Raw genomic sequence first — 17,692 nt, forward strand, 5'->3', positions numbered from 1 at the left:
ATCAAACTCCCAACTTCCACGACAGAGTGCGCAGCAGATCGGCAAATACGCCAGCGGCTGTCACATCATTCCCGGCACCGTATCCACGCAGAACCAGCGGGATCGGCTGATAATAACGGCTGTAGAAGGCCAGCGCGTTTTCGCCATTTTTGACTTTAAACAGCGGATCATTGCTATCCACCGCATCAATTTTCACCTTGCAGGCACCACCCTCTTCGATGGCACCGACGAAGCGTAACACTTTACCTTCATCGCGTGCTTTGGCAACGCGCGCCGCAAAGGCGTTATCCAGTTCCGGTAAACGCTGCATAAATTGCTCAACATCGGCAATCTCCGTCAGGCTGGCAGGCAGCAGCGGCTCGATCTCGATATCGCTCAGTTCCAGCTGGTGTCCCGCTTCACGCGCCAGAATCAACAGTTTGCGCGCCACATCGGTGCCGGAGAGATCATCGCGCGGGTCCGGCTCGGTAAAGCCCAGTTCGCGTGCCATGTTGGTCGCTGCCGACAGTGACACGCCCTCATCCAGTTTGCCGAAAATAAACGACAGCGAGCCAGAGAGAATACCGGAGAATTTGATCAGCTCATCACCGGCATTCAACAGATTTTGCAGGTTTTCGATCACCGGCAGACCGGCACCCACGTTGGTGTCATACAGGAATTTACGGCGTGATTTCTCTGCGGCGGCGCGCATCTGCTGGTAGTAATTCCACGATGAGGTGTTGGCCTTTTTATTCGGCGTCACCACGTGGAAACCATCAGCAAGGAAATCGGCGTATTGATCGGCCACTGCCTGGCTGGAAGTACAATCGACGATCACCGGGTTCAGCAGATGATATTCCTTCACCAGACGAATCAGGCGACCGAGGTTGAACGGCTCTTTGGCTTCCGCCAGCGCCGACTCCCAGTTGCTGAGATCGATACCGTGGACGTTGGTCAACAAGGCGCGTGAGTTAGCGATGCCGCACACACGCAAATCAATATGCTTCTGCTTCAGCCAGGCCTGCTGGCGATGCAGCTGCTCCAGCAACGCAGCACCCACGCCACCCACGCCGACCACAAACACTTCTATCACCTGATCGGTGGCGAACAGCATCTGGTGAACGACGCGCACTCCGGTGGTGACTTCATCGTTGCTGACCACGGCGGAGATGGAGCGCTCAGACGACCCTTGCGCAATCGCCACGATGTTGATATTGGCGCGCGCCAGTGCGGAGAAGAACTTGGCAGAGATGCCGCGCAGCGTGCGCATGCCATCCCCGACCACGGAAATGATCGCCAGCTGCTCAACCACTTCGAGCGGATCCAGCAGGCCATCTTTCAGTTCCAGATAGAATTCATCTTCCAGCACGCGGCGCGCACGCGCCAGCTCGTTCTGCGGTACGCAGAAGCTGATGCTGTATTCAGAAGAAGATTGGGTGATCAACACCACTGAGATGCCGGTACGGGACATCGCCGCAAACACGCGTGCGGCCATACCCACCATGCCTTTCATCCCCGGACCGGAGACGTTGAACATCGCCATGTTGTTCAGGTTGGTGATGCCTTTTACCGGATTCTCATCATGCTCGCCTTCGCCACCGATTAAGGTGCCCGGTGCTTGCGGATTGGCGGTGTTTTTGATCAGGCAGGGAATCTGGAACTGAGCAATCGGGGCGATGGTGCGGGGATGCAGAACTTTGGCACCAAAGTACGACAGCTCCATCGCTTCCTGGTAGGACATGGATTTCAGCAGACGCGCATCCGGCACCTGACGCGGATCACAAGTATAAACGCCATCCACGTCAGTCCAGATCTCACAGCAATCCGCGCGCAAGCAGGCCGCCAGCACCGCTGCCGAGTAGTCAGAACCGTTACGGCCCAGCACCACCAGCTCACCACGCTCGTTACCGGCGGTGAAACCGGCCATCAGGATCATATGATCCGCCGGAATCTGGCTGGCAGCGATACGGCGGGTGGATTCCGCGATATCGACTGTCGATTCCAGGTAATGCCCCACCGCCAGCAGTTTTTCTACCGGATCGATCACCGTGACCTTGTGACCACGCGCCTGTAACAGTGCTTCCATGATGGCAATCGACAGCTTCTCACCCCGACAGATAATGGCAGCATTCACCGCATCCGGGCACTGTCCCAGCAGGCTGATGCCATGCAGCACTTGTTTCAGCTGAGCAAATTCGAGATCAACACGGGTTTTTAAACCATCAAAATCGAAGCCTGGCTGAGCATCGGCCAGCCCCTGCAACAACTCGGCAAAAATACGTTCGGCATCGCTGATATTCGGCAACGCATCCTGCCCGCTAATGGTTTTCTCAATCATCGCGACCAGATGATTGGTAATTTTCGCTGGCGCAGAGAGTACGGTGGCGACCTGTCCCTGTTGCGCATTGCTTTCCAGAATGTCTGCCACGCGGAGAAAACGTTCCGCATTGGCTACTGAGGTCCCGCCGAATTTCAGCACTCGCATGGTTGAAGCTCTCCTGAATTTTTGCCGAAAAAAAAGCCCGCACTGTTTAGGTGCGGGCTTCTTTTTTTGTTTTTCCTGTATGCGTCAGCCCGCACCGTTACCTGTGGTAATGGTGGTGGTAATAATAATTGTGGTGTTCAGGCTGATTGTACGCATTGAGATTTTTTTCTGTCTGTCTTGATTGTCCGTCTGCCTTCCAGAATTAAAGCAAAGTGCCGGTTAAGTCAACGAATTTGTCCTTTGCTGGATTTTTCGCCACTACGCAGTGCTACGCTTTGCCCGGAAAATGCTATCGGAATCGTTCAGCAAATAGCCACAAATCCCGATCTGTCACTATAAAATCAGGATTTACCCGAGTTATTATCTATAAGTTTTTTTTCTACATCATGCAGCAGACGGTGCAGCATGGCGCTGTCGCGCTGCTCAAGTAAACCGATACGTTGATCGATCCAGTCAGCCATCTTGGCATCGTCGCTGACCTCAAGACGCACCAGTAATTGCTGGAAACGCGCGCGTAATGCCTGCAATTGCTGAGCGTCTCCCCGCTCTGCCGCAGGAGCCACCACCTGATTCAGCGCCGCAAGCTGATAGCAGTACACCATCACCGCCTGGCCGAGATTCAGCGAGGGATAATCATTGGCCATCGGGATCCCGGTCAGCAGATCCACCTGGTCCAGTTCCTCGTTAGTTAACCCGCTATCTTCACGACCAAAGACCAGTGCAATGCGGCTCAGCCACTGGCGTTTCTCCTGCAAAATGGTTTCCACCTGAGCGGGCGTGGCGTAGTAACGAAACTTCGCCCGGCTGCGGGCGGTGGTCGCGACAGAGAAGTCCACATCCTGCAATGCCGCGCTCAGCGTGTCATAAGTTTTTACGCTATCAAGGATCTCGCCCGCGCCATGTGCCACACGCCTGGCTGCCGGGTCCTGCCAGGCATCACTGGCAACGATACGCAACTCACTAAATCCCATGGTTTTCATCGCACGGGCTGCCGCACCGATATTTTCTGGTCGGGCGGGAGAGACAAGAATGAGGGGGAAATGCATGATTTTTCCATCGAACTGTTAACAACGCGGCCTATGTTGGCATGCAGACCGCAAAATACCAACCATAGCGCTATAAGAAAATAAGATGTTAAGGATGTTAAAAGCGAATAAAACCGATGGGTAGCATAAATTAACGTATTAAAGCTAAATTTCCGGACCATTTTAATATAAAAGCATTAGATATCATCTTATTGAAATATAATTTCCGGCAGGTTTTGGTTTTGCTATTATGCAGCTGAAATGTAGCAAAAATGCTGCTTTTTGTGAGCTAAGCTGGCATTCCTGGAGAAGTTTTTCATAAAAGTGTTAACGTGCTACACTTGCATTTGATATAAGTCAACGAAGCGTTGTTTTTATGCTTATCGGTTGTTGTTGGTGCTGTTAGGTTGCTGTTAATACGGTTAGGATAAGCGCCAGTCCGATACCCACGGGGCACGCAAATATTCATCCTGACTGGCTGAGCTAACACTGAAGTTGACGTAGATGGATGGTGTATTCCGAAGATTATTTCGTACACCGGTTGTGAACGGCATGCTGTTATTACTCACAGTAAGTTCAACCGCCGTACGCCCTGTTTTCGATTTGTTGGCAAATTTTAGGTAGCGAAACATGCAGACCCCGCACATTCTTATCGTTGAAGACGAACTGGTCACGCGTAACACCCTCAAAAGTATCTTTGAGGCGGAAGGTTATGTGGTCTATGAAGCCACCGACGGCGCCGAAATGCATCAGGTCCTGACGGATAACGACGTCAATCTGGTGATCATGGACATCAACCTGCCCGGGAAAAACGGCTTGTTGCTGGCACGTGAACTGCGTGAGCAGGCGAACGTCGCACTGATGTTCCTGACCGGCCGTGATAATGAAGTGGACAAAATTCTTGGTCTGGAAATTGGTGCGGATGATTACATCACCAAACCATTCAACCCGCGTGAGCTGACCATCCGTGCGCGCAACCTGTTGTCACGCACCATGAATCTGGCGATGCCGAATGAAGAACGTCGTCAGGTGGAAAGCTACCGTTTCAACGGCTGGGAGCTGGATATCAATAGCCGCTCACTGATCAGCCCGAACGGCGAGCAGTACAAACTGCCGCGCAGCGAATTCCGCGCCATGCTGCACTTCTGCGAGAACCCGGGCAAAATTCAGACCCGTGCTGATCTGCTGAAGAAGATGACCGGTCGCGAGCTGAAGCCGCATGACCGTACCGTGGATGTCACCATCCGCCGCATCCGTAAGCATTTCGAGTCCACACCGGATACGCCAGAAATCATCGCCACCATTCACGGCGAAGGTTACCGCTTCTGCGGCGAGCTGCAGGACTGAGTTATCCGCAAAAAAACGCCCGTCAGGGCGTTTTTTTATGGGCGATGATCAGTGCCACGGCATGATCGGCACCGCGCTAAGCGCGTTCTTCGGTGAGCCTTCGACCACTTTGTCGGAATAAGCCAGGTACACCAAAGCATTGCGCTTTTGGTCATAAAAGCGTACAACCTGCAACTTCTTAAAAACCAGCGATGTGCGTTTCTGGAACACCACATCCCCCTGCGCCTTACCCTGTGCAATTTTATCGCTAAGCGTTACCGGTCCAACCTGCTGGCAGGAAATCGCCGCGTCGGAAGTATCCTCCGCCAGGCCTAATCCGCCCTTGATCCCACCGGTTTTTGCCCGGCTGATATAACAGGTTACATTTTTTACATCAGGGTCATCGAAGGCTTCCACCACGATCTTATGATCGGGGCCAAACATCTTGAACACCGTGTCAACAGAGCCGATCTCCTCGGCAAAGAGGGGACCAGAGAAGGCGAAAGTTGCCAGGGTGACTATAAGAAGGCGAGTTACTGTCATTGAGTTACCATTGCAAACGGAATAGATGAGAATGTAATGTACTGGCAATTGGTAACAGAACCAAACCAAATGGGTAACAACCCGCATTGATGTAGCACAGTCGACTTACAAAACCGCCCTCTCGCCTTTTTGCATTTCGTGCTATTATTCGACGACTTCATAAGTTGCGCCACCAGAGAATTATGAGGATGTTTTATGGACCAAGCCGGTATCATTCGCGATTTGCTTGTCTGGCTGGAGAGCCATCTGGATCAACCCCTTTCACTGGATAATGTCGCCCTGAAAGCGGGTTACTCCAAATGGCACCTGCAGCGCATGTTTAAGGACGTGGCAGGCCACGCGATCGGCGCGTATATCCGCGCACGCCGGCTGTCGAAGGCAGCGGTCGCATTACGCCTGACCAGCCGCCCAATTCTCGACATCGCCCTGCAATACCGTTTCGATTCCCAGCAGACCTTTACCCGTGCGTTCAAAAAGCAGTTTAACCAAACGCCCGCCTGGTATCGTCGTTCGTCAGACTGGAACTCCTTCGGTATCCGTCCCCCGATCCGTCTGGACGATAATTACCTGCCTGAGCCGCAGTATGTCACCCTGCCGGAAACGGTGCTGGTGGGTCAGACGCAGATTTACAGCTGCACGCTGGAACAGATCTCCAGCTATCGTGACGAAATGCGCGTGCATTTCTGGAAGCAGTTCCTGTTGGAAACCGACACCGTGCCGCCGGTGCTATACGGCCTGCATCAGGTACGTGCCAGCCACGAGAAAGATGATGAGCAGGAAATTCTCTACACCACTGCGGTGACGGCCGATCAGTTAGGGAAAAGCATGCAGTCCAACCAGAGTGTGATTCTGGAAGCGGGTGATTATGTGCAGTTCACCTACACCGGGCCGCGCACTGCGTTGCAGGAGTTTATTCTGCTGCTGTACGGCACCTGTATGCCAACGCTGGGTCTGGTGCGTCGTCAGGGGCAGGATATCGAGCGCTTCTTTACTCACGGTGGTAAAAAGCGTAGCGAGCCGCCAACGGAAATCCGCTGCGAATACCTGATTCCGATTCGCCCGGCGCAGGCGCTCTAAACAACAATGCCGTCATAATGACGGCATTGTTTTCGTTCGATGTCAGCGCTGCAATTCATCCAGCGCGGGTGCATCGAGATGCGACACATCGCCCGCCGTTTCCACCACCCAACCCGCTGCCAGCCAGGCGCTCTGCTGATGATCAACGCGTGAGATTGAGCAGTTACGCAGACGCAGACGACGCTCCGCATGGGCCGGTAAGCCAAGAATGGTGCTCACCAGCACACCCAGCGCCATACCGTGGCTGACAATCAGCGGACGGCTACCCGCCGGTAAGTCAAGACAGGCATTCAGCGCTGCGTGCATACGCGTCGCCATTTCCGCCATTGACTCTCCGCCCGGGATACGGCCACCTTCGGTGCCATCCACCAGCGTTTTACGCCAGCTTTCCTCTTCCGGCGTCAGGCCGTCGAGGGGGCGCTTCTCTAACACGCCCATATTCAGTTCGCGCAGACGCGCATCGACAGTGACGGTGCAACCGCAGGCATCCGCGATAATTTCTGCGGTGCGCCGGGTACGTCCTAAATCGCTGGCAATCACGTGGGTAATGCCCAGCGATTTAACGCGCTCGCCCACCTGATGGGCCTGCTGTTCACCTGTTTCCGTCAGCGGACTGTCGGACTGCCCCTGAATGCGTCGGGCCGCATTCCATACCGTTTCACCGTGACGAACAAGATAGACCTGTAGCATGCTTAATTTCCGTTATACTGCGACAAATTTGCCTTGAGGGTTCAAACAATTATGTACCATGTTGTCGCAGCCACCATCAACCCGGCAAAAATCCGCGCGATTGCACAGGCGTTCAACGACGTTTTCGGCGAAGGATCCTGCCATATTGAAGGGGTCGAGGTCGAGAGTGGCGTTGCTGCCCAGCCGCTAAGTGATGTAGAAACGCGAACTGGCGCACGTCAGCGCGTCGTCAATGCGCGTGCAAAAAAAGCCGATGCCGATTTTTGGGTGGCGATAGAAGCTGGCATTGAGGGCGATAGCGCCTTCGCCTGGATGGTGGTGGAGAATGCACAGCAGCGCGGTGAATCACGTTCTGCCAGCTTTACGCTGCCACCGGTAGTGATGCTCGGCCTGGCCGCAGGTAACGAGCTGGGTGATGAAATGGCGCGCTTAACCGGTGTGGAGAATATCAAACACAAAGGGGGTGCGATTGGTGCCTTTACGCACGGCCTGCTGACCCGCTCCAGCGTGTACCATCAGGCGTTGATTCTGGCGCTCTGCCCGTTCACCCATCCGCTGTATCAGCAGTAATCAGGCGCGTCCCAGACGCGCTTCCAGCCAGCGTTTCAGCTCCGGCGGCGCTTCTTTCAGGCTGTTGGAGCCACGGGTGATAGTGGCGATACCGACGCCCAGCTCGTTTTTCAGTTCGCGCTGGCTCATTTCACCGTTCATCAACTCTTCAATAATCCGCAGACGCGTACCGTAAGATTCCCGCTCATCCGGGGTCATCATCAGATGCAGCAACGGCAGTGCCACGCCATCGGCGTAGGCGTTTTGCATCAGTTCGACAAAACGCAGCCAGTTATCTTCAACAGGCTGTGCCGATTCCGGCTGGGAAGAAAGGGGTTGGCTCATGAAGGGCTTCCGTACTCATTAACGAGTACGGAAGCATAGCACAGTCAGTAGCGGCGATTCCACTCGCCATCAGCCAGAATCTTATCTGGCTTGCCCATGAAGTAACGATAGTAGGCATCATAGGCCAGCACGTTCTTCACGTAGCCACGGGTTTCCGAGAACGGAATGGTCTCGATAAAGGCGACAGCATCGAGACGTCCGCCACTGTTATTCAGCCAGCTGCGCACCCGCCCGGGTCCGGCGTTATAGGCCGCCGAGGCGAAGATACGGTTCTGATCAAACTGCTGATAAACATATTCCAGATACTGCGTACCGATCTGAATATTGGTTTGTGGATCAAGCAGCTGGCTGCTGTTCACATAACCAGGGATGCTATACATCTTCACGGTATGGGTCGCGGTGGCAGGCATGATTTGCATCAGGCCGCTCGCCCCCACCGGCGAACGCGCTTTCGGGTTCCACGCGCTTTCCTGGCGCGAAATCGCCATCGCATAGCTCTGCGGAATGCCTTTGCCGCCGGTGTATTGCTGATACAGGTTCTGCCATGCCAGCGGGAAGCGCTCTTTCAGGCTGTCCCACATTTTAGCGGTGATGGTCGCCTGCACGCTGAGGTCCCACCAATCCTGCTCGTTGGCGTAGCGCGCCAGCATCTGCTGCTGATCGCGGGTTTTACTGGCGATCAGATTGGCCCACTCGCTGCGCGCCAGGTTATCCAGACCCCAGTACATCAGCTCACGCACCCGAGCCAGCTCCGCGCCCTGCACCAGGTTATTGTCCGGTGCCGGGGCCTTATCAACCTGTATCGGATAATCCACCCCCAGCCGCTGCGCCGCCACCATCGGATAGAAGCCGCGCGCCTGCATCAGCTTACGCAGAATTTCATCGGCTTCTTCTTTACGACCCTGGGAGATCAGCAGATCGGCCTGCCAGTATTGCCACTCATCCTTCTCTTTGGCTTCCACCGGCAAACGGGCAATCCAGGTGTTCAGCCCGCGACGATCGTTATTCGCCAGCGCCAGCCGCACGCGACGCTCAATCAAGGTGGTGGATTCACTGTTCATCACCACGTTATCGCGCCAGCGCGCCTGATCCGAGGTGACATCATTATCCATCAGTCGCCAGGCCACGATCTCTTTCAGCGCCTGGTCCTCTTCCGGCCCCATCTTCTGTGATTGCACCAGAATCGGAATCATCAGCCTGGCATTCTCCACATCCTGGCGCGCTACGCGGGCAAAGGCATAAGTGGTGGCCTGACGGGTAAAATCGGTCGGTCCGACGCTGCTGGCAAAGTTGGTGATGGTGAGCGGGTTCTGCTGTAACGTCATCACCGCGTTCGCTGTGGTCTGGTAATCCGCAGGCAGCATCTTCGCCAGGTAATTTACCAGGCTATCGTTGCCTTCTTTCATCGCCAGTCGAATGCGTTCGAGGATGGTGATCGGCGACAGTTGTCCACTGGATTGCCACACCGAGAACAGTTGGTCGCAATCATTGGGCAGCGCGGTGCCGCGCAGCCAGATGGATTTCGCCCCGTCAAACGCCGCCTGCTGCTGGCCGGTCGCCCATTTGGCGTAGTACCAGTTACAGCGCGCCTGCACCGGCTTGGGTTCTTCCGGGCTGAAACTCAGCAACTCCTGCCAATCCTGACGGTGTGCCAGCACGTTGACGAAACGCGTCGCCAGCGATCGCGCAGGCGGCAACGTGGGATATTGCTGAATAAAATTTTTCACCGCCAGCGGTGTTTCCTGATCGAGATCCTGCGCCAGCATCCGATATTGCAGATAAGGATAAAGCGGGTAATCCTGTAGCGTTGGCATCAGCTGCGCCACGGTATCCATCTGGTTGCTATCCCAGGCTTGTTTTATCTGGGCATAGCGCTGTCGTTGTTGATCAAGCGAATCGGCCCATACGCTGCTGGCCGCGCTGACCAGACAGATCCCTATCATCCAGTTACGCCACTTCTCCACTACGATCTCCTCTTTGTGCTGCGATCCAGCTCATGCCGGACTTCATTCATGCTAACCAGGCCCACGGCCTCTTGCCATGTTCTTCACAAAATTTACGCTCACGCACCGTCATCGACCACCCGACGCGCTGCCATTGTGCATTTATTCATCACAAAAACTTATCGTAAAGGCATTAATTGCGCCTAATCATTCTGTTACAAAAATGGCACGCCCTTTGCTCTGTTGAATTCCATCTTGTATACCAGTTGGAATTCACCCATGGCATCGACTTTTGGTCTCACAATTCAGGATTGGCAACAGCGCTATCAACAGGAACCGCAGCAGATTACTGCCCTGCTGACTGCGCACCTCAACGCCATTGATCCTCAGGACAACGCCTGGCTTTACCTCGCCACCCCGGCACAATTGCAGGCGCAAATTGAGCCACTGCTCGCCAGCTACCTGAGCAACCCGGCTGCGCTGCCGCTGTTCGGCGTCCCCTTTGCGGTTAAAGACAATATCGATGTCGCGGGCTGGCCGACCACTGCTGCCTGTCCGGCACTGACCTACACCGCCACCGCCGATGCCTTCGTCGTGGCACAACTGAAAGCCGCAGGTGCGGTGCTGATCGGTAAAACTAATCTTGACCAATACGCTACCGGCCTGGTCGGCACCCGCTCGCCGTTTGGTGCGGTCAGCAATACTTTTAACCCGGACTACGTCAGCGGCGGCTCCAGTTCAGGCTCCGCCTCGGTACTGGCACGCGGTCTGGTCGGCTTCTCCCTCGGTACCGATACCGCCGGTTCTGGCCGCGTACCGGCCGGGTTTAACAATATTGTCGGCCTGAAACCCACCAAAGGCTGGTTCTCCGCCAGTGGCTTACTGCCCGCCTGTCGCCTGAATGACACCGTTTCCGTGTTTGCACTGACGGTGGAAGATGCCTTCGCCGTCGCCAGCGCCGCCGGTGGTTATGATGCGGACGATGCCTACTCACGCAGCAACCCGCATACTGCGCCCGCCAGCATCAAGGCCCATCCGGACTTTGCCATTCCGGCCAACCCGGAATTCTTTGATGACAAACAAGCCGAAGCCGCCTGGGATAGTGCGCTGGAGCGCCTGCTGGCCAGCGGTGCCACGCTGCATCCGATCGACTTTACCCCATTCCATCAGCTGGCAGAGCAGCTGTACTACGGCCCGTGGGTTGCCGAGCGCACCGTGGCGGTGGGCGAGATGATCAACCGCCCGGAAGAGATGGATCCGGTGGTGTACGGCATCGTCAGCAGCGGTCTGAAGTACAGCGCCGTGGAGGCTTATCAGGCTGAATACCTGCGCGCCGAACTGACGCGTCAGATCCAGCAAACCCTGGCGCAGTTTGATGCCGTGGTGGTGCCCACCTCGCCAACTATCCACACGCTGGAAGAGATGCAACAGGAGCCGGTGCACTACAACTCGCAGTTCGGCACCTACACCAATTTCACCAACCTGGCCGATCTCAGCGCGCTGGCGCTGCCAGCCCCGTTCCGTGCCGATGGCCTGCCTGCGGGCATCACCCTGATCGCTCCCGCCTGGCACGATCGTGCGCTGGTGGAGTTTGGCATGCGCTGGCAACAACAGCTGGCATTGCCGCTCGGTGCCACCGGCAAAGCGCAACCGGCGCAGCACGCCGCCTTGCCTCCTTCAGCCGACCATGTGCGTGTCGCGGTAGTCGGTGCGCATCTGACCGGTATGCCACTGAATTTCCAGCTCACCACCCGCCAGGCGGTTCTGGTGGAAGAAACCACCACCGCCAGCAATTACCGGCTGTTTGCCCTGCTTGATGGGCCAATCAAAAAACCCGGCCTGCTGCGCGATGAGCAGGGCGCGGCGATCACCGTTGAACTGTGGGACATCCCGCTGGCGCGCTTTGGCGAATTCGTGGCGGAAATCCCGCCGCCGCTGGGCATTGGCTCACTGACGCTGGCCGATGGTCGCGTCGTGAAAGGTTTTATCTGTGAACCGGCGGTGCTGAAACAGGCACTGGAGATCACCGAATTCGGCGGCTGGCGCAACTGGCTGGCGACTCAGGGGAGTAAATAATCATGTTCAGCACCGTTCTGATTGCTAACCGTGGCGAAATCGCCTGCCGTGCCATCCGCACCCTGAAGCGCCTTGGCGTGAAAAGCGTGGCGGTTTATTCCGACGCCGACCGCAACGCGCGTCACGTTAAAGAAGCCGATGTTGCCATTGCGCTGGGCGGCGATAAAGCCAGCGACAGCTACCTGAAGATCGACAAAATCCTCGCTGCCGCAGAAGAAACCGGTGCTGAAGCCATCTGGCCGGGCTACGGCTTCCTGTCGGAAAGCCTGCCGTTTGCGGCCGCCTGTGAAGAAGCGGGCATCGCGTTTGTCGGCCCCACCGCCCGGCAAATCGGCGAATTCGGCCTGAAACACCGTGCGCGTGAACTGGCGGCCAGCGCCGGAGTCCCCATGACGCCGGGCACCCCGCTGCTGAGCTCGCTGGACGAGGCGCTGAGCGCCGCCGATGACATCGGTTATCCGGTGATGCTGAAAAGCACCGCCGGTGGCGGCGGCATCGGCCTGACGCGCTGCGCCGATGCCGATGCCCTGCGCAACGCGTGGGAGAGCGTGCGCCGTCTCGGCGAACAATTCTTTAGCGATGCCGGTGTGTTTCTTGAGCGCTGCATCGATCGCGCCCGTCATGTCGAAGTACAGATTTTTGGTGACGGCAACGGCAAGGTCATCGCCCTTGGCGAGCGCGACTGCTCGCTGCAACGTCGCAATCAGAAAGTGGTGGAGGAAACCCCGGCCCCCAATCTGCCGCAGGCGACGCGCGAAGCGTTGCTGGCTTCAGCGGTACGTCTTGGCGAGCTGGTGAGCTACCGCAGCGCCGGTACCGTGGAATATATCTACGACGCCGAACAGGATGCGTTTTATTTCCTCGAAGTGAACACCCGTTTGCAGGTGGAGCATCCGGTGACCGAGTGTGTCACCGGCCTCGACCTGGTGGAATGCATGCTGAAAGTGGCCGCAGGCGACAGCCTCGACTGGGCGCGGATGCAGCAGGCACCACAGGGTGCGTCGATTGAGGTGCGCCTGTACGCGGAGGATCCGTTGAAAAACTTCCAGCCCAGCCCTGGCGTACTGACTGGCGTCAGCTTCCCGGACGACGTTCGCGTCGATGGCTGGATCGATACCGGCACCGAGGTCTCGGCATATTACGACCCGATGGTTGCCAAACTGATCGTGCATGCCGCGACCCGTGACGCCGCGCTGGCTAAAATGCAGCAAGCGCTGGGCGCGACCCAGCTGCACGGCATTGCCAGCAACCTGGATTATCTACGCCAGATCGTCGCCACCGAAGCGTTCCGCAGCGGCACCGTCTGGACGCGTTTCCTTGATAGCTTCACCCCGTCAGCCAGCGTAATTGAAGTATTGCAACCCGGCACCTTCAGCACCATTCAGGATTTCCCGGGCCGCCTCGGCTACTGGGACATCGGCGTGCCGCCATCCGGCCCGATGGATGATTTCGCCTTCCGCCTCGCCAACCGTATTGTCGGCAACCATGAAGCCGCTGCCGGGCTGGAATTTACCTTGCAGGGACCGACGCTGCGTTTCCACAGTGACGCAGTGATTGCCCTGACCGGCGCGGATTGCCCGGCAGATCTCGATGGTGAAGCGATCAGCTACTGGCAGCCGGTCAACGTCAGCGCTGGACAGACCCTGACGCTGGGCCGTGCGCACAGCGGCTGTCGCACCTATCTGGCGGTACGCAACGGCTTTGATGTGCCGGAATATCTTGGCAGCCGCGCCACCTTCTCCCTCGGCCAGTTTGGTGGTCATGCCGGACGCACCCTGCGCGTCGCCGATATGCTGCCGATTTCCCAGCCGCAGCTGGCCGCCTGTACCACGCCCGCTCCGGTCAGCGAGCCGCAGCCACTGGATCATGCGCTGGTGCCGCACTACGGCAGCGAATGGCGCATCGGCGTGCTGTACGGACCGCATGGCGCACCGGATTTCTTCACTCAGGCCGCCATTGACGAGTTCTTTGCCAGCGACTGGCAGGTGCACTACAACTCCAACCGTCTGGGCGTGCGCCTGGTAGGGCCGAAACCAAGCTGGACGCGCGCCAACGGCGGCGAGGCCGGGCTGCATCCCTCCAACGTGCACGATTGCGAATACGCTATCGGTGCCGTTAACTTCACCGGCGACTTCCCGGTGATCCTGACTCATGACGGCCCAAGCCTCGGTGGCTTCGTCTGCCCGGTGACTATCGCCAAAGCAGAGTTGTGGAAAGTCGGCCAGGTCAAACCGGGCGATAGCATCCGTTTCCATCCGATTAGCGCTGACGAAGCGGTAGCGCTGGAAAAAGCCCAGGCACACAGCGTCGAGACGTTGCGTCCGACCCATGCGCCCGCCTTCGAAGTGCCGTCGCTGGCCGATAGCGACCTCGGTTCCGCTACCCTGCTGGCCGCCCTGCCCGCCACTACCCGTACTCCGGCGGTGGCCTATCGCCAGGCGGGGGATAAATACGTGCTGATTGAATACGGCGACAACGTGCTGGATCTGGCGCTGCGTCTGCGCGTACATCTGCTGATGAATGCCCTGCGCGAACGTGCGGTGCCCGGCGTGGAAGAATTATCCCCCGGCGTACGCTCACTGCAAATTCGCTACGACAGCCTGATCCTCAGCCAGCCGCGCCTGATGGCGTTGCTGCTGGAACTGGAAGCCGGGCTGGGTGATGTCAGCCAGTTGAAAGTGCCGTCGCGTATCGTCTGGATGCCGATGGCGTTTGAAGACAGCGCCACACTCGGTGCGGTGGAACGCTACAAAGAAACGGTGCGCGCCACTGCGCCGTGGCTGCCGAACAACGTTGACTTTATCCAGCGTATTAACGGACTGGCGAGTCGCGAAGCGGTGCGCGACACCATTTTCGATGCCAGCTACCTGATCCTCGGTCTGGGCGATGTGTATCTCGGCGCGCCCTGCGCGGTGCCGGTCGATCCGCGTCATCGTCTGCTCAGCTCGAAATACAGCCCGGCGCGTACCTTTACCGCCGAAGGCACGGTGGGTATCGGCGGCATGTACATGTGTATCTACGGCATGGACTCCCCCGGTGGCTACCAGCTGGTTGGCCGTACGCTACCGATCTGGAACAAATTCCTGAAAAACGATCAATTCGCCGCCGACGAGCCCTGGCTGCTGCACTTCTTCGACCAGGTACGTTTCTACCCGGTGAGCGAAGACGAACTGACCCAACTGCGTGACGACTTCCGCGAAGGCCGGGCGCGTATCCGCATCGAGGAGACGGTGTTTGATTTCGCCGCGCATCAGCAATTCCTCGCCGAGCATGCCGCCTCTATCGACGAGTTCCGTAGCCGCCAGGCTGCCGCGTTTGAGCAGGAAGTGACGCTCTGGGCGCAGGAAGAACAGAACGCGCCGCTGACCAGCGAAGAGACGCTGGTGGTGAGCGACGAACAGGATGACAGCGCACTGGCGGTGTGTGCCGATATGAACGGCAACATCTGGAAAGTGCTGGTGCAGCCGGGTGACGAGGTCGAAGCCGGTCAGACGCTGATCATCGTGGAAGCGATGAAGATGGAACTGGCGATCACTGCCCCACAGGCGGGTCGCGTGAAACGTATCGCCTGCCAGGCGGGCCGTCCGGTGAGTCCGGGCGACACCCTGCTGTGGCTGGAATAAGGAAGGGTTATGAGCACTCACCCGCAACGCGGCAAAGGCCGTCCGGAAGCGCTGGCAGAGAAAGTCTACCAGGCGCTGAAGAACGATATTTTCGAGTTTCGCCTGATGCCCGGCGACCGCTTCAGCGAGAGCGAAATCGCTGAACGGATGGAGGTCAGCCGCACCCCGGTACGTCAGGCGTTGTTCTGGCTGGAGCGTGAGGGTTATGTCGAGGTGTGGTTCCGCAGCGGCTGGCAGATCAAACCGTTCAACTTCGAATACTTCGAGGAACTGTATGACTTCCGCACCGTGCTGGAACGGGAAGCGGTGCGCCGGCTCTGCGCCCTGCCCCCATTGCAGTGCGCGGAAACCCTGACCGAACTGAAAATCTTCTGGATCGACAATGCACGACTGGAGGATGGCAAAGCCGTGTCGCTGCATGACGAAGCGTTTCATATGGCGCTGGTCAGCGCCACCGGCAACCGTGAGATGGCACGGGTGCACGCCGAACTGACTGAAAAGATTCGCATCATCCGCCGTCTCGACTTCACGCGAGACGACCGGGTCGATGCCACGTACCGCGAACACGCTCAGATCTTACGGGCGATTTTTCAGCAACACACCGAGGAGGCACAGCGCATTCTGACCGACCATATCGCCGTCAGTAAGGCCGAGGTCAGGAAAATCACTTTACACATGTTACAGCAGGCCCGGCTTCAACCCATTGAATAACAACACATTACACATTTAGGGGTTTAAACGATGAAAAGACGTTCGTTGCTTAAGGCTTTCGCTCTCTCCGCTACCGTCGTCAGCATGGGCTTTGCCTTTGGTGCTCAGGCTGCCGATACCATCAAAGTGGGGATTATGCATTCGCTCTCCGGCACCATGGCCATTTCGGAGACACCGCTGAAAGATGTTGCGCTGATGACGATTGATGAAATTAACGCCAAGGGCGGCGTGCTGGGCAAAAAGCTCGAACCGGTGGTGGTTGACCCGGCGTCCAACTGGCCACTGTTTGCCGAGAAAGCCCGCCAGCTGCTGACTCAGGACAAAGTGGCGGTGGTGTTTGGCTGCTGGACTTCCGTATCGCGTAAATCGGTACTGCCGGTGTTTGAGGAGCTGAACGGCCTGCTGTTCTATCCGGTGCAGTATGAAGGCGAAGAGATGTCACCGAACGTATTTTACACCGGCGCAGCCCCGAACCAGCAGGCGATTCCGGCGGTGGAATACCTGATGAGCGAAGATGGCGGCAGTGCGAAACGCTTCTTCCTGCTGGGCACCGACTACGTCTATCCGCGCACCACCAACAAGATTCTGCGCGCCTTCCTGCATTCGAAAGGGGTTCAGGATAAAGATATCCAGGAAGTGTATACGCCGTTTGGTTACAGCGATTACCAGACCATCGTTTCTAACATCAAGAAATTCTCGGCTGGCGGTAAAACTGCGGTGATCTCCACCATTAACGGTGATTCCAACGTGCCGTTCTACAAAGAACTGGCGAACCAGGGCATCAAAGCCACCGATATTCCGGTGATTGCCTTCTCGGTGGGCGAGGAAGAACTGCGCGGTATCGACACCAAACCGCTGGTGGGTCAGTTAGCAGCCTGGAACTACTTTGAGTCCGTTGATAACCCAACCAACAAAAAGTTTGTCGCCGATTACCGTGCCTACGCCAAAGCGCATAACCTGCCGAACGCCAACACCGTAGTGACCAACGATCCGATGGAAGCGACTTATGTCGGCATCCATATGTGGGCGCAGGCGGTAGAGAAAGCGGGCACCACCGACGTGGACAAAGTCCGTGCGGCGATGGCCGGACAAACCTTCAAAGCACCAGACGGTTTCACCCTGACCATGGACAAAACCAACCACCATCTGCATAAGCCGGTGATGATTGGTGAAGTGGAAGAAAACGGTCAGTTCAACGTGGTGTGGCAGACCGATAAACCGGTACGCGCCCAGCCGTGGAGCCCGTATATCGCCGGTAACGATAAGAAGCCGGATCACCCAGTGAAATCCACCCAGTAATGTTGACGGTCGCCATTGATG

General features: G+C 57.1%; 14 protein-coding genes and 1 other annotated feature. Of the genes, 7 read left to right on the top strand and 7 right to left on the bottom strand.

Annotation, left to right across the window (positions count from 1 at the left end; translation table 11 throughout):
- Position 1: 1 nt before the first annotated feature.
- From thrA to PW844_RS24915, 3 genes are all read right to left on the bottom strand, one after another.
- Positions 2 to 2,464, bottom strand: coding sequence for a bifunctional aspartate kinase/homoserine dehydrogenase I (thrA, locus tag PW844_RS24905; protein WP_299457542.1), 2,463 nt, complete (start codon positions 2,462 to 2,464; stop codon positions 2 to 4).
- Between the two features lie 26 nt (positions 2,465 to 2,490).
- Positions 2,491 to 2,613 (bottom strand) — a sequence feature (Thr leader region).
- Positions 2,549 to 2,620 (bottom strand): thr operon leader peptide, encoded by a 72-nt coding sequence (gene thrL / locus PW844_RS24910; RefSeq protein WP_084878310.1) that lies wholly within the window; start codon positions 2,618 to 2,620, stop codon positions 2,549 to 2,551. Its footprint overlaps the feature before it by 65 nt.
- Before the next feature lie 185 nt (positions 2,621 to 2,805).
- Complete coding sequence (locus PW844_RS24915) at positions 2,806 to 3,510, bottom strand: tRNA/rRNA methyltransferase (protein ID WP_299457544.1); 705 nt, start codon at positions 3,508 to 3,510, stop codon at positions 2,806 to 2,808.
- Positions 3,511 to 4,119: 609 nt separating this feature from the next.
- Between PW844_RS24915 and arcA the strand changes: the two genes are divergently transcribed.
- Positions 4,120 to 4,836: a two-component system response regulator ArcA gene (gene arcA / locus PW844_RS24920; protein WP_208713949.1), complete on the top strand. Its 717-nt coding sequence runs from the start codon at positions 4,120 to 4,122 to the stop codon at positions 4,834 to 4,836.
- 48 nt (positions 4,837 to 4,884) lie between these two features.
- On the opposite strand, the gene creA is transcribed toward arcA, so the two are convergent.
- Complete coding sequence (gene creA, locus PW844_RS24925; protein ID WP_084872528.1) at positions 4,885 to 5,358, bottom strand: protein CreA; 474 nt, start codon at positions 5,356 to 5,358, stop codon at positions 4,885 to 4,887.
- A 195-nt stretch (positions 5,359 to 5,553) separates the two neighbouring features.
- Between creA and robA the strand changes: the two genes are divergently transcribed.
- Positions 5,554 to 6,435, top strand: coding sequence for an MDR efflux pump AcrAB transcriptional activator RobA (gene robA, locus PW844_RS24930; protein ID WP_299457550.1), 882 nt, complete (start codon positions 5,554 to 5,556; stop codon positions 6,433 to 6,435).
- Positions 6,436 to 6,477: 42 nt separating this feature from the next.
- Here the strand turns inward: robA and gpmB are convergent, their stop codons facing one another.
- Positions 6,478 to 7,125: a 2,3-diphosphoglycerate-dependent phosphoglycerate mutase GpmB gene (gene gpmB / locus PW844_RS24935; RefSeq protein WP_084872523.1), complete on the bottom strand. Its 648-nt coding sequence runs from the start codon at positions 7,123 to 7,125 to the stop codon at positions 6,478 to 6,480.
- A 51-nt stretch (positions 7,126 to 7,176) separates the two neighbouring features.
- Between gpmB and yjjX the strand changes: the two genes are divergently transcribed.
- On the top strand, positions 7,177 to 7,695 hold the full coding sequence (gene yjjX, locus PW844_RS24940) for an inosine/xanthosine triphosphatase (RefSeq protein ID WP_299457556.1): 519 nt from the start codon (positions 7,177 to 7,179) through the stop codon (positions 7,693 to 7,695).
- Here yjjX and trpR read toward each other — a convergent pair whose 3' ends face one another.
- Positions 7,696 to 8,019 (bottom strand): trp operon repressor, encoded by a 324-nt coding sequence (gene trpR / locus PW844_RS24945; protein ID WP_084872518.1) that lies wholly within the window; start codon positions 8,017 to 8,019, stop codon positions 7,696 to 7,698. It lies immediately after the preceding gene.
- Between the two features lie 44 nt (positions 8,020 to 8,063).
- Positions 8,064 to 9,983 carry a murein transglycosylase gene (gene sltY, locus PW844_RS24950; protein ID WP_299457562.1) on the bottom strand — a complete coding sequence of 640 codons (1,920 nt, stop codon included), beginning with the start codon at positions 9,981 to 9,983 and terminating at the stop codon, positions 8,064 to 8,066.
- 258 nt (positions 9,984 to 10,241) lie between these two features.
- On the opposite strand from sltY, the gene atzF reads away from it, so the two are divergent.
- From atzF to urtA, 4 genes are read left to right on the top strand one after another with little or no spacing between them, the layout of a single operon-like run.
- Positions 10,242 to 12,038 (top strand): allophanate hydrolase, encoded by a 1,797-nt coding sequence (atzF, locus tag PW844_RS24955; protein ID WP_299457564.1) that lies wholly within the window; start codon positions 10,242 to 10,244, stop codon positions 12,036 to 12,038.
- A 2-nt stretch (positions 12,039 to 12,040) separates the two neighbouring features.
- Positions 12,041 to 15,661, top strand: coding sequence for an urea carboxylase (gene uca, locus PW844_RS24960; protein ID WP_299457566.1), 3,621 nt, complete (start codon positions 12,041 to 12,043; stop codon positions 15,659 to 15,661).
- 9 nt (positions 15,662 to 15,670) lie between these two features.
- Complete coding sequence (locus PW844_RS24965; protein WP_299457568.1) at positions 15,671 to 16,372, top strand: GntR family transcriptional regulator; 702 nt, start codon at positions 15,671 to 15,673, stop codon at positions 16,370 to 16,372.
- A 30-nt stretch (positions 16,373 to 16,402) separates the two neighbouring features.
- Positions 16,403 to 17,671, top strand: coding sequence for an urea ABC transporter substrate-binding protein (gene urtA, locus PW844_RS24970; RefSeq protein ID WP_299457570.1), 1,269 nt, complete (start codon positions 16,403 to 16,405; stop codon positions 17,669 to 17,671).
- Positions 17,672 to 17,692: the final 21 nt, after the last annotated feature.

The organism is Pantoea sp. (assembly GCF_028283705.1).
Taxonomy (GTDB): domain Bacteria; phylum Pseudomonadota; class Gammaproteobacteria; order Enterobacterales; family Enterobacteriaceae; genus Pantoea.